The organism is Pseudovibrio sp. Alg231-02 (assembly GCF_900143565.1).
In the GTDB taxonomy this organism is placed as follows: domain Bacteria; phylum Pseudomonadota; class Alphaproteobacteria; order Rhizobiales; family Stappiaceae; genus Pseudovibrio.
This window is the reverse complement of the sequence record NZ_FREX01000003.1, coordinates 79,506-91,961: the sequence shown is the minus strand read 5'-3', so window position 1 is coordinate 91,961 and position 12,456 is coordinate 79,506. Positions and strand designations below refer to the sequence as shown.

Annotated in this window: 10 protein-coding genes; all 10 read left to right on the top strand. The window is 51.9% G+C overall.

The genetic code is table 11. The features are described from left to right. Positions 1-9 precede the first annotated feature (9 nt). The 10 genes from lnt (at position 10) to truB (ending at position 12,446) form a co-directional block, all read left to right on the top strand. Positions 10-1,620 carry an apolipoprotein N-acyltransferase gene (gene lnt / locus DHN43_RS09965; RefSeq protein WP_108818509.1) on the top strand — a complete coding sequence of 537 codons (1,611 nt, stop codon included), beginning with the start codon at positions 10-12 and terminating at the stop codon, positions 1,618-1,620. Positions 1,621-1,860: 240 nt separating this feature from the next. Continuing rightward, on the top strand, positions 1,861-2,268 hold the full coding sequence (locus DHN43_RS09960) for a helix-turn-helix domain-containing protein (RefSeq protein ID WP_082596806.1): 408 nt from the start codon (positions 1,861-1,863) through the stop codon (positions 2,266-2,268). A gap of 148 nt (positions 2,269-2,416) precedes the next feature. Beyond that, positions 2,417-3,601 (top strand): methionine adenosyltransferase, encoded by a 1,185-nt coding sequence (gene metK / locus DHN43_RS09955; protein ID WP_057463073.1) that lies wholly within the window; start codon positions 2,417-2,419, stop codon positions 3,599-3,601. Between the two features lie 66 nt (positions 3,602-3,667). Further along, positions 3,668-4,369 carry a tRNA (guanine(46)-N(7))-methyltransferase TrmB gene (gene trmB / locus DHN43_RS09950; protein ID WP_108818508.1) on the top strand — a complete coding sequence of 234 codons (702 nt, stop codon included), beginning with the start codon at positions 3,668-3,670 and terminating at the stop codon, positions 4,367-4,369. 243 nt (positions 4,370-4,612) lie between these two features. Then, complete coding sequence (gene rimP / locus DHN43_RS09945; RefSeq protein WP_063294306.1) at positions 4,613-5,203, top strand: ribosome maturation factor RimP; 591 nt, start codon at positions 4,613-4,615, stop codon at positions 5,201-5,203. 118 nt (positions 5,204-5,321) lie between these two features. Continuing rightward, complete coding sequence (nusA, locus tag DHN43_RS09940) at positions 5,322-7,019, top strand: transcription termination factor NusA (protein ID WP_057463071.1); 1,698 nt, start codon at positions 5,322-5,324, stop codon at positions 7,017-7,019. Between the two features lie 130 nt (positions 7,020-7,149). Continuing rightward, the gene (locus DHN43_RS09935) at positions 7,150-7,797 is read left to right on the top strand and encodes an RNA-binding protein (RefSeq protein ID WP_082596804.1); all 648 of its coding nucleotides are present in this window, start codon (positions 7,150-7,152) and stop codon (positions 7,795-7,797) included. 7 nt (positions 7,798-7,804) lie between these two features. Then, positions 7,805-10,825 (top strand): translation initiation factor IF-2, encoded by a 3,021-nt coding sequence (gene infB / locus DHN43_RS09930; RefSeq protein WP_108818507.1) that lies wholly within the window; start codon positions 7,805-7,807, stop codon positions 10,823-10,825. A gap of 107 nt (positions 10,826-10,932) precedes the next feature. After that, positions 10,933-11,370, top strand: a complete 438-nt coding sequence (rbfA, locus tag DHN43_RS09925) for a 30S ribosome-binding factor RbfA (RefSeq protein WP_108818506.1) — start codon at positions 10,933-10,935, stop codon at positions 11,368-11,370. 98 nt (positions 11,371-11,468) lie between these two features. After that, entirely contained in the window at positions 11,469-12,446 is a 978-nt protein-coding gene (gene truB / locus DHN43_RS09920) for a tRNA pseudouridine(55) synthase TruB (RefSeq protein WP_108818505.1), read from the top strand. Positions 12,447-12,456: the final 10 nt, after the last annotated feature.

The following is a 12,456-nucleotide window of genomic DNA, read 5'->3' as shown; positions in this document are numbered from 1 at the left end:
GAGTGGGGAATGGTCTCTGCCATTGATAAGTCTCGAACTCTGATAAGCAGTCTTCGGGAATTATCAGGGTGGAGACGCGGACTTCTTGCTTTTGCAGGGGGAATAGCATCTGCCTTTGCGTTCCCTCCCTACGGTGCCTTTCCCATCCTGTGGGTGACGCTGCCACTATTGATCCTTCTGCTTGATGGAGCAAAGGATCAGACCGTAGATCACCGTAAAACCCGTTTTTTTGCGTTCTTTCGTGTTTCCTGGGCGTTTTTCTTCGGGTTCTTCCTGATCGGGTTGTTCTGGATTGCCGAAGCGTTTCTCGTCGACGCTAAGAGCTACGCTTGGATGATCCCTTTCGCGCTGGTCATACTGCCCGGTGGTCTTGCATTGATCCCGTCATTGGTGCTGAGCGGGGCTTCCTTATTCTGGACGCATGGGGTCTCACGTATTCTGCTTTTTGTGGTTGCTTTGGCTCTTTCCAACTGGCTGCGTGGACACATGCTCACAGGCTTTCCATGGAATGTGTGGGGTTATGCCTTTGCCGAAAACCTGACGCTGATGCAGAGCTTCTCTGCTTTGGGAATTTACGGTGTCGGTTTTCTTGTGGTGTTCCTGTTTTCGATGCCTGTTGTGCTGATTGACCAGAGGCGTAAGGCTGCTGCAGCCTATATCTCCGCGTGTGTGCTAGTATGGGCTAGCGTGGTTGCATACGGAACGAATAGGTTGCAGGCTCCTCAACAGACGGTTGAAGGGCTTCAGGTGCTGGTAATACAACCCAATGTACCTCAAGCGGACAAGTGGAAGCCCGAGAACAGACAAAGACTCCTACCGCTCTATCTTCAGCAAACACAGCAGGCGCTTTCCGAGCTGAAACTGGATACCGAGACCCTCATCTTCTGGCCTGAATCAGCTTTTCCATTCCTGCTGGATGAGGAACCTGGGGCTCTGGAGGCTATCGGAGCCACGCTTCCCCAAAATACTATGTTGATTACAGGTGGTATTCGCCGCGAACTGTCCGAGAACGGGAATCTCTTTTTTAACAGTACTTTTGTTGTGTCGGACGAAGGTGCACTCATAGATATCTATGACAAAGTACGGCTGGTTCCGTTCGGGGAATATTTGCCAAAGCGCTGGCTTCTACAATCCATTGGTGTGGAGCGTCTCGTTCCGGCTCCAGCAGATTTTACTGCAGGGACGCGGCACAAAAAAATAGATTTAAAAAATTCACTTAGTTTCCAGCCCCTGATTTGTTATGAGGCAATCTTCCCGCAAACTGTTCTGCCTGTATCTGAGCGACCTAACTTGCTCGTAAATCTAACGAATGACGGATGGTTTGGCGAAACAGCAGGTCCATACCAACATTTGGCACAGGCAAGAGTTAGAGCAGTTGAACAAGGCGTGCCGTTGGTGCGAGCTGCAAATACTGGTATTTCCAGTCTAGTAGATTCCAATGGTAGAATACTCGCAGAAGTTGTTCTAAATAAAAAAGGTAGTTTCAATAGTGAATTGCCTAAAATACTAAGACCCACGCCTTACGTGAGGGTGGGTGATTCAATTTTTTGGGGAATTATTCTAGTAGTTGTTAGTCTCCTATTGGTGATGGAGAAATTATTACCTACCCGTAGAGATTGACGAATGCACGCAAATGTCGTCATCTAATACACGTAAAGGTTTTCGTCTGGATCGTCAGATTTGGCCTCAAAAAAACCTTATGGGCCTGCCACCGATGCCTCTGTCAGAGGTTGTTTTGGCAATAGTCGAAATGCAGGTTTGATGAATTGCGTTCTTGCGAGAGTTGCTGAAATGCGCTCTCGTTTAAATAAAAACCCACGGTAAGGCACCGTAAAAAACCAAAGAAGAGGGCCTTTGATAATGCCCAGCAAAAAAGCACCAAACCCTATCGATATTCATGTCGGCAGCCGTGTACGTTTGCGCCGCATGATGCTTGGCATGAGTCAGGAAAAACTTGGCGAAAGCCTTGGTATTACATTCCAGCAAATCCAGAAGTATGAAAAAGGGACCAACCGGATTGGTGCAAGCCGCTTGCAGCACATTGCGACCATTCTGAAAGTGCCTGTCGCCTTTTTCTTCGAAGATGCTCCGGGAACCCCGGATGAGACGCCTGGTGTTGGTGATAATCCACAAACCACATACGTCGTCGACTTTTTGTCATCTTCTGATGGTCTAGCTCTCAACAAGGCTTTCGTTCGCATAGAAAACCCGAAAGTTCGCAAAAAGGTTGTAGAGCTCGTCAAGAGTCTTGCTGGGGATGAAGATTAAGTTTGTGATCCGTAAAATTTCGCAATTCTCCGGCAATTTTGATCTAAATCTCTTGACGTAATCGACATTCCTTGTTTGATGTAACACCAGAAGCGACGGATATGCCGTCGCTTCAATTATATTTTTCTTCCCAGAAGGACGTTTGCCAATGGCTCGTCAGAACTACGTGTTCACGTCGGAATCGGTTTCAGAAGGCCATCCCGACAAAGTCTGCGATCGCGTTTCAGATACGATCGTAGACGCATTTCTAAAGGAAATGCCAGAAGCCCGTGTAGCGTGTGAAACGCTTGCAACAACAAATAAGCTTGTTATTGCAGGTGAGACCCGCGGCCCGGCCTCTCTCACAAAAGAATATTTGGCTCACATTGCCCGCCTTGCTGTAAAGGATATCGGGTATGAGCAAGCCGGCTTTAATTGGAAAGACCTGGATGTTCAGGTTCTTTTGCATGGCCAGTCCGCTGATATTGCTCAGGGCGTAGACGCCGCTGACAATAAGGACGAAGGCGCCGGCGATCAGGGCATTATGTTTGGTTACGCATGTCGCGAAACTGAAGAGCTGATGCCTGCTCCAATCTTATACTCCCATAAGATCCTGCGTTTGCTGGCAGATGCTCGCAAATCTGGCAACGAGCCGATGCTCGGCCCAGATGCGAAAAGCCAGGTTTCCATTCGCTATGAGGATGGTAAGCCGGTAGAGGCAACATCCATCGTGCTGTCCACTCAGCATCTGGATGAAACCATGACCTCTGACGATGTGCGTGCTGTTGTCGAACCTTACATCCGCGCAGCACTGCCAGGTGACTGGGTGACCAGCAACACCATCTGGCACATCAACCCAACCGGCAAGTTCGTTATCGGTGGTCCTGATGGCGACTGTGGTCTCACAGGTCGTAAGATCATCGTGGATACATACGGCGGCGCAGCTCCACACGGTGGCGGTGCGTTCTCGGGTAAAGATCCAACCAAGGTTGATCGCTCTGCTGCATACGCTGCTCGCTATCTCGCGAAAAATGTTGTGGCCGCTGATTTGGCAGACAAGTGCACCATTCAGCTGGCTTATGCGATTGGTATCGCTGAACCGCAATCTGTCTTCGTCAACCTGCATGGTACGGGCCGTGTTGAAGGCGAGCGCGTTGAAGCTGCAATCCGTGAAGTCATGAGCTTGACCCCACGCGGCATTCGCGAGCACCTCAATTTGAACAAGCCAATCTACGCACGTACAGCAGCCTACGGCCACTTTGGCCGCGAAGCTGAAGGTGATGGTGGTTTCTCTTGGGAGAAAATCGACCTTGTCCATAACCTGCGTGATGCTGTAGAGAAAGCCTACGCTTAACCTCTAACGCTAGAGAATGAACAGCTGGCCGGGGCAACCTCTGGCCAGCTTGTGTTTATGAGAACGATGGTAGATCACTACAAAGGCTCTTTTTTCGGCCGCCGCGTCGGAAAACCAGCAAGTCCGCGACAATCGCAGTTGCTTCAGGATGTTATGCCACAAGTGGCGTTGGACCTGACACAAACACCTCCAGAAAATCTGGCAGAGTTATTCCCCGTCCCAGTAAAGAGCGTTTGTCTTGAAATTGGCTTTGGGGGATCTGAGCACCTAATTCATCGCGCCAGAGAAAATCCTGCAATCGGATTTATCGGGTGTGAGCCGTTTAGCTCTGGCATTATCAAGGCTGTCTCCAGCATTGAAGAACATGGTCTCAAGAATATTCGCTTGTTTGATGATGATGCAGGTAAGTTGCTCGACTGGCTTCCGGCTGCATCATTGGATATGGCTTATCAGCTTTACCCAGATCCATGGCCAAAGAAGAAGCACTGGAAGCGCCGCTTTGTGAACCAGATCAATCTGACGCGCATTGCACGTGCTCTGAAGCCGGGCTGTGAATATCGATTTGCCAGCGATATCGACACCTATGTGGATTGGACGCTGTCCCATTGTCGCAGGCATCCGGCTTTTGAGTGGGGTGCCGAATGTGCTTCTGACTGGCGTACACCATGGAGCAATTGGCCAGGTACGCGGTACGAACGCAAGGCGCACCGTGAAGGTAGAATTGGCCGTTACCTGACATTTTTACGGGTTCAAGAGACGAAAACCTAAAGGGGACTCGCTTTTGTCTGCGTTCATCTTTGATTTTCTGTTGCATACAGTGGTCAAATGACTATATTGCAGAGCAAGAGTTCTCTATCGGCTCAGTTAAGAGCATTGAGGAGTGGGCCCCGAAAGGACCCGCTCTTTTTTATTAGCTAAGTCGGTAGTGATGCCTGACTGTCGAAATTCAGGTATCCGAAATAACTGCCAAAGACACTAAGCATGTCTTTGCATTAAGACGATAGGTACCAAGTGGACGAAACCGATCCCCGGATTATAAAGGAAAAGGGCCTAGAAGCCCGCGTAGCTGAAATTGTCGAGCCGGTCGTTGCTGATCTGGGCTATCGGCTGGTGCGCATCCGTGTAAACGGAAACAATGGCTGCACCCTTCAAATCATGGCAGAGCGCCCGGATGGGACGATGGCTGTTGAAGATTGTGAAGAAATCAGCCACGCAGTTTCCCCGGCGCTGGATGTGGACGATCCAATCTCTGGTGCCTACCATCTCGAAATTTCATCTCCAGGTATTGACCGCCCGCTCGTTCGCGCAGGCGACTTCGAGCGCTGGGTCGGACATGTTGCGAAAATCGAAATGTCTGTGCCGCAAGCTGGGCGTAAGAGATATCGTGGACACATCATCGGTGTGGAAGATGGATGCGCGCTTATCAGAATGACCGATGTACAGGAAGGTCAGGATGAGGCAGCTCGTCTTCCGTTGGATGAGATTGGGTCAGCCGTATTGGTTTTGACTGATGAACTGGTCGATGCGGCATTGAAAGCCGATAAAGCCGCAAAAGCAGCCCGTGGGGAGCCTACGGACGACGACAGTTACCTCAATCACTGATTAGCTGTTCTTGTTGCGCAATGGGTTATGGGCGGTTCCGGTTTTAAAGAGCCACCCTTTTGTTTTGATGTTCCTGCTGGTGTGAAGGAAGGCAGGGCGTGGAAGGAGTTGACGAGGAATGGCTATCAGCGCAAACCGTTTGGAGCTGCTGCAGATCGCTGAAGCGGTCGCCCGCGAAAAGTCGATCGACCGTAGCATTGTGATTGCTGCTCTTGAGGATGCAATCCAAAAAGCCGCTCGCTCCCGTTATGGCACCGAGACTGAAGTTCGTGCCGAGATTAATCCGAAAACCGGTGAAATCCGCCTTCAGCGTTTGCTGCAGGTCGTTGATGTTGTCGAGAACATCTCAACTGAAATTGCTCTGGTTGATGCGCAGGAGCGCAACCCGGATGCAACAGTCGGCGATTTCATGGCAGATCCATTGCCGCCGCTCGACTTTGGACGTATTGCTGCTCAGTCCGCTAAGCAGGTCATCGTTCAGAAGGTCCGCGAAGCTGAGCGTGATCAGCAGTACGATGAGTTTAAAGACCGTATTGGTGAAGTGCTCAACGCTGTTGTGAAGCGCGTTGAATATGGCAATGTTGTTGTCGACACCGGTAAGGGTGAAGCAATCGTTCGTCGTGACGAACTGATCCCGCGCGAAATCTTCCGCAATGGTGATCGTATTCGTGCGCTGATCTTTGATGTGCGCCGCGAACAGCGTGGTCCACAGGTCTTCCTGTCTCGTACACACCCTCAGTTCATGGCAAAACTGTTCGCGCAGGAAGTGCCGGAAATCTATGACGGCGTTATCGAGATCAAGGCTGTTGCTCGTGATCCAGGCTCCCGCGCTAAGATCGCAGTCCTGTCTAACGACAGTTCTATCGATCCGGTTGGTGCGTGTGTTGGTATGCGTGGTTCCCGTGTTCAGGCTGTCGTTGGTGAGCTTCAGGGCGAAAAAATCGACATCATTCCTTGGAATGATGATGCGGCAACCTTCATCGTAAATGCACTTCAGCCTGCTGAAGTTGCTAAGGTTGTTCTCGACGAAGACTCCGAGCGCATCGAAGTTGTTGTTCCTAACGATCAGCTGTCTCTGGCAATTGGTCGCCGCGGCCAGAACGTACGTCTTGCTTCTCAGCTCACCGGCTGGGGCATCGACATTATGACAGAAGCGGAAGAGTCCGAGCGTCGCCAGAAGGAATTCCAGGTTCGTTCCGATCTCTTCCAGAACACCTTGAATGTTGACGAGATGGTTTCTCAGCTTCTCGCATCAGAAGGCTTTACTTCTGTAGAAGAAGTCGCGTACGTTGACCTCGACGAAATCTCGTCCATTGAAGGCTTCGACGAAGAAACAGCCGACGAAATCCAAGCTCGTGCACGTGAGTACCTGGAAGAGCAGGAAGCAAAACTCGCAGAAGAGCGTCGTCAGCTTGGTGTTTCCGATGAGCTGGTTCAGGTCCCAGGTCTTACATCCGCAATGCTTGTTGCATTGGGTAAAGACGAAATCAAAACCATGGAAGACCTCGCAGGCTGTGCAGCTGACGACCTTGTTGGCTGGACGGAACGCAAGGATAAAGAAACCATTCGCGTGGAAGGTACTCTGAGCAGTTTCGATCTGTCTCGTGCTGATGCGGAAGCTGTCGTGATGTCAGCGCGTGTTGCTGCTGGATGGATCTCTGCGGAAGACCTTGTGGAAGTCTCTGAAGAAGAGCTGGAAGTCGAAGAAGAAGACTTCGAAGGCGAAACATTTGAAGAGACTGTGGTTGACGCCGACGAGGAATTGGCGCAAGAGAGCGGTGCAGAAGACGCAAAAGGCGAGCAGTCCTCTGAATAATCTGTAGCCGCTTGACTGCAGAAAAAAGTTTTATACGGGGGTGTGTTGAAGTTGCAGCATAAGGCTGCGGGTTTCTACATCCCCGTAACTGAATGAAAAATAACAACAATAGTAGGGTTGGGAATACGAAGTGCCGAGAAAAAATGAGCCGACAGAACGAACCTGCGCGGTTACGCGTGAAGTTCTACCGGTGACAGACCTTCTCAGATTCGTTATGGCTCCTGACAAAACTGTTGTAGTTGATGTGAAAGGCACCCTCCCGGGACGTGGGGTTTGGGTGTCGGCAAAGAAGTCTGTTTTGCAGGAAGCGATAAAAAGGCGCGCTTTCTCGAGAGGCTTTAAGGAGCAGGTAAACGCTGAAGACGGTTTGGCCGACCACACCGACAAACTGCTGGAGCAGGCAGCTCTGGGCGCACTGTCCATGAGCCGAAAAGCTGGCAACCTACATGTTGGCTTTTCGAAAGTCGAGGCAGCTCTCAAAAAGGAGAGTGTTCTTGCTCTGGTGCACGCCACTGAAGCCTCTGAAGATGGTGTGCGTAAGTTGGCGGCCCTAGCCGCTTCTAGATTTGGCAAGGTGGATCGTCTCAGCGTGATCCGCCTGTTTAACTCGGAACAGATGAGTACGCATCTGGATCGGGATAACGTTATACATGCTGTACTGCTGGCCGGCGAGGCAGGCAGAAACTTCGTGAAGCACGCGCAACGCCTTGCGCAATTCCGGGAAGTTTCTGTCATGGCTGACGACGACGGTACAAAGGGTGCAGTGGCGCAGGACTGAAGGCAATATGAGCGATACCAAAGACAACCACGACAATCCCACCGGCGGGGAAAAGAAAACGCTGGGCCTCAAACGCGGAGGCAGTGTTGAGAAGGGCACTGTTAAGCAGAGCTTCTCCCACGGCCGCTCCAAGGCAGTCGTCGTGGAAAAGAAGAAGCGCCGTGTAGTTGTGCCGGGCCAAGAAGGCTCCGCGGCACCTGCACCTGCTGCAGCTTCCTCTTCAACTCCTGCAGCCTCCCAGTCACGCCCGGAAAAGCGTCAGGGACAGCAGCAAGAGCGCGGTCCTCAGCAAGCTCGCCGTGGTGCGGGTGATGCTCAGAAGCGCGGTGAAGGCGGCGGTCGCGGTGGCAACCGTAACAACAATAACAACCAGCGTGGCGGTCAGCGTCGCGGTGGTGGTGGCGGTCAGGGCGGTGGTGCCGTTCTGAAAACCTTGACCAAGGGTGAAGCAGACGCACGTCTCGCAGCGCTTAAAATGGCTAAGGTTCGCGAAGTCGAAGATGCTAAACGCCGCGCTGAAGAAGCAAAGCGTCAGGAAATCTTGGCTGCACAGCGCGCTGTAGAAGCAGAAAAACAACGTGTAGAAGACGAAGCTCGCGCTAAGCGTGAAGCTGAAGAAGCTGCTGTACGTGCTAAGGCCGAAGCTGAAGCGAAAGCGAAGCGTGAAGCTGAAGCGGCTGCAAAAGCTGCTGAAGCTCCAAAGCCAGCACAGCGCGAAGAGCGTCCGGCACGTTCTGGTGATCGCCCTCAGCGCAGTGGCGATCGTGGCCCTCGTCCAGGTGGCGACCGTGGTCCTCGCCCAACAGGTGATCGTGGTCCACGTCCGGCAGGTGACCGTGGTCCTCGTCCAGGTGGTGACCGTGGTCCGCGCCCGGCAGGTGACCGTGGTCCACGCCCAGCAGGTGATCGTGGTCCTCGTCCAGGTGGTGATCGTGGTGGTCGTCCACCAATGCGTGATGGCAAGCCGCCAAACCTTAATGGTCCTCGTCCAGGTGGCGGGCGTCCAGGTGGAATTTCTGCAGCTCCGGCAGAAAGCATGGAAACTGGTAAGGAAGTGAGCAAAAAGGCTCTAAAGCCTGCGCTACGTCCTAAAAAGCCTGTTGTGGCTGCTAAGCCAACACCTAAAGGCAACGATGACCGCCGTAAGTCAAAACTAACGATTACCCGCGCCACTGGTGGTGATGAAAGTCGTAATCGTTCACTGGCATCCATGCGCCGTCGTCGTGAGAAAGAAAAACGTAAGGGTCAAAAGGTTGTTCGTGAGAAGGTAGCGCGTGAAGTTGTGCTTCCGGAAGTGATCACCATTCAGGACCTTGCTCAGCGTATGTCTGAACGTGCTGTTGACGTCATCAAACTGCTGATGAAGCAGGGCCAGATGATGAAAATCAACGACGTGATCGATGCTGATTCCGCTGAACTGATCGCCGCAGAGATGGGTCACACCGTAAAACGTGTGTCTGAAGCTGACGTGGAAGAAGGTCTCTTCACCGTTGAAGACAACGACACTGATCTGTCCAACCGTCCACCGGTTGTTACAATCATGGGTCACGTTGATCATGGTAAGACGTCCCTTCTCGATGCGCTCCGCAAGGAAAACGTTGCTTCCGGTGAAGCTGGCGGCATTACACAGCATATAGGTGCATACCAGGTCGAGCAGAATGGCCAGAAGGTCACCTTCATCGATACCCCTGGTCACGCAGCGTTTACTCAGATGCGTGCTCGTGGTGCTAAGTCCACTGATGTTGTGATCCTCGTGGTTGCTGCTGATGATGGTGTGATGCCACAAACCAAAGAAGCTATTGTTCACGCAAAAGCTGCTGGCGTTCCGCTCATCATCGCGATCAACAAAATGGATAAGCCAGGCGCTGACCCTTCCCGCGTTCGCAACGACCTTCTTCGTGAAGATCTGGTTGTCGAAACCATGGGTGGTGACGTTATCGATGTTGAGGTCTCTGCTAAAGAAGGCACTAACCTAGATAAGCTGATCGAAATGATCCTGCTGCAGGCTGAGGTTCTTGAGCTGAAAGCTAACCCTAACCGTGCCGCTGAAGGTACCGTTATCGAAGCTAAGCTTGACGTAGGTCGCGGTCCAGTTGCTACTGTTCTGGTTCAGAAGGGTACACTCCGGGTTGGTGATGTTGTCATTGCTGGTTCCGAGTGGGGTCGTGTTCGCGCGATGCTTGATGAGAATGGCAAGCCAGTTAAGGAAGCTGGTCCTTCCAAACCGGTTGAAGTTCTTGGCTTCCAGGCGACACCATCCGCTGGTGACATGGTTGCAGTTGTAGAAAACGAAGGCCGTGCTCGCGAGATTTCCGAATATCGTCACCGCCAGAAGCGCGACAAGATGGCAGCACGTATTGCTGGGTCTCGTGGTTCTCTGGAAGCGATGATGAAGGGCTTGCAGGAAGAAGGCAAAAAAGAATTCCCGCTCATCATCAAATCCGATGTGCAGGGTTCCGCCGAAGCAATCCAGGGTGCGCTTGAAGAACTTGGCAACGACGAAGTCGGCGCACGTGTTGTGGCAGCTTCCGTTGGTGGTATCACCGAGAGCGACATCACTCTGGCGATTGCATCCAAAGCACCAATCATGGCGTTCAACGTTCGTGCAAACAAACAGGCTCAGGAAGCTGCACGTCGCGAAGGCGTCGAAATCCGCTACTACAGCGTGATTTACGACCTCATCGACGATGTGAAGTCCACTATGTCTGGCATGCTTGCTCCAGAACGTCGTGAAACCTTCCTCGGTTACGCAGACATCAAAGAAATCTTCAACATCACCAAAATCGGTCGTGTTGCAGGTTGTCTGGTCACCGAAGGTGTCGTTCAGCGTGGCGCACAGGTTCGCTTGCTGCGTGACAACGTCGTCATCCACGAAGGTGAGCTGGGTACACTTAAGCGCTTCAAAGACGAAGTCAAAGAAGTTGAATCCGGTGTTGAATGCGGCATGAACTTCACAAACTACAAGGATATGCGCGTCGGTGACGTCATCGAGTGCTTCCAGGTAGAAGAGATCGCTCGCTCCCTCTAACAGAGTGAAGAGCTAAACGAGCGAAATGAACATTCAGCAGCGCCGGCGCGGATTTATCCCCGTCGGCGCTCTGTTGTTCCAAACTCAAAGCAAATTGAGAGATAAAAATGGCAAAAGCACGCGATGAATTTGCAGGTCAGCCGTCTCAGCGCCAGTTGCGTGTAGGTGAGATTGTCCGCAAAGAACTGTCAGACATTCTGACACGTGGTCGGATCACCGATCCTGACCTTGACGGTGTTATTATCACGGTCCCGGAAGTACGCATGTCGCCTGATCTAAGATGGGCTGACGTTCTCGTCATGCCTATGGGCGGTCGCGATATCGACGTTGTCCTCGCTGCACTAAAACGCAACGCGAAGTACCTTCGTGGGCAGGTCGCTCGACGCGTCACAATGAAATACACTTGTGATCTACGTTTTGTAGCCGATACGCGTTTTGATGATGATGATCTGATTACTCGACTGCTGCATGAGCCTAGCATCCGTAAGGATTTTGCTGATGGCGGTATCGATGACGATGATGATCAAGGTGATAACCGCGACTAAGCTTTACAGAGCATATTGCCAAAGAAGAAGTCGTGGGTTTCAGACCAGAGTACGCGCTCAGAAGCGCAACGCATGCAAAGAATTAAGAGCTGAGAAGTATGGCGCGCAAACAGCAGCGACGTAGACCCCGTTTCCCTGTAAACGGATGGCTTGTGTTGGATAAACCTCTAAACCTGACCTCTAATGATGCATTGGGGCAGTTGAAGAGGATTTTTCATCCTGAAAAAGTCGGACACGCAGGGACACTTGATCCGCTTGCGACCGGCTGTCTGCCTATCGCCTTTGGGGAGGCTACCAAAACAGTTCCATACATCATGGATGGACGAAAGGTTTACCGCTTTGAGGTGACCTGGGGCACGCAAACCACCTCTGATGATGCTGAAGGCGAACCGGTCAAGACCTCCGATGTGCGCCCAACGCAAGATGAGATCCTCGCGGTTCTGCCTGAGTTCCGTGGCGCCATTGAGCAGGTTCCGCCAATTTTCTCCGCAATCAAAGTTGACGGAAACCGCGCTTACGATCTTGCCCGGGAAGGCGAAGACGTAAAGCTGGATGCACGTACGATTGTGGTGCATCGCTTGGATCTGGTCGAGTGTCCAGATGTAAACCGTGCGGTTTTTGAAGCTGAATGCGGCAAGGGAACCTATGTTCGCTCACTGGCCCGTGACCTTGGTGAGCGCCTTGGTACATGTGGCTATGTCACTGACTTGCGCCGGTTGCTGGTAGGACCCTTCGGTGAAGAGCAGATGGTTACCCTGGATGGACTTCGTGCTGCTAAAGAAACTATGGCGGTAGAAGTTGAAGAAGGGGAAGAGCCACCTGTTCTCGATCCCCACGAAAATTCAGAACTGATCGGACACATCAAGCCAGTTGAAGTCGCACTCCACCAGTTTGCAGAGGTGCCAATCACCTCTGATGCTGCGGCGAAGGTAAAGCGTGGTAATCCTGTTTTACTACGTGGCGCAAATGCACCGATTGGGCCCGAGGAAATCTATGTGGTTTCTGGAGGCAAGCTGATTGCTTTTGGTGAAGTCTCAAAAGGTCAGTTCAAGCCAAAGCGAGTTTTCAATCTCTGAAGCCTTTCTG

Bases quoted from the DNA above. Each gene is read 5' to 3' on its own strand.
- DHN43_RS09960 (WP_082596806.1), top strand. From the start codon at position 1,861: ATGCCCAGCAAAAAAGCACCAAACCCTATCGATATTCATGTCGGCAGC.
- metK (WP_057463073.1), top strand. From the start codon at position 2,417: ATGGCTCGTCAGAACTACGTGTTCACGTCGGAATCGGTTTCAGAAGGC.
- trmB (WP_108818508.1), top strand. From the start codon at position 3,668: ATGGTAGATCACTACAAAGGCTCTTTTTTCGGCCGCCGCGTCGGAAAA.
- nusA (WP_057463071.1), top strand. From the start codon at position 5,322: ATGGCTATCAGCGCAAACCGTTTGGAGCTGCTGCAGATCGCTGAAGCG.
- infB (WP_108818507.1), top strand. From the start codon at position 7,805: ATGAGCGATACCAAAGACAACCACGACAATCCCACCGGCGGGGAAAAG.
- truB (WP_108818505.1), top strand. From the start codon at position 11,469: ATGGCGCGCAAACAGCAGCGACGTAGACCCCGTTTCCCTGTAAACGGA.
- rbfA (WP_108818506.1), top strand. From the start codon at position 10,933: ATGGCAAAAGCACGCGATGAATTTGCAGGTCAGCCGTCTCAGCGCCAG.
- lnt (WP_108818509.1), top strand. From the start codon at position 10: ATGGTCTCTGCCATTGATAAGTCTCGAACTCTGATAAGCAGTCTTCGG.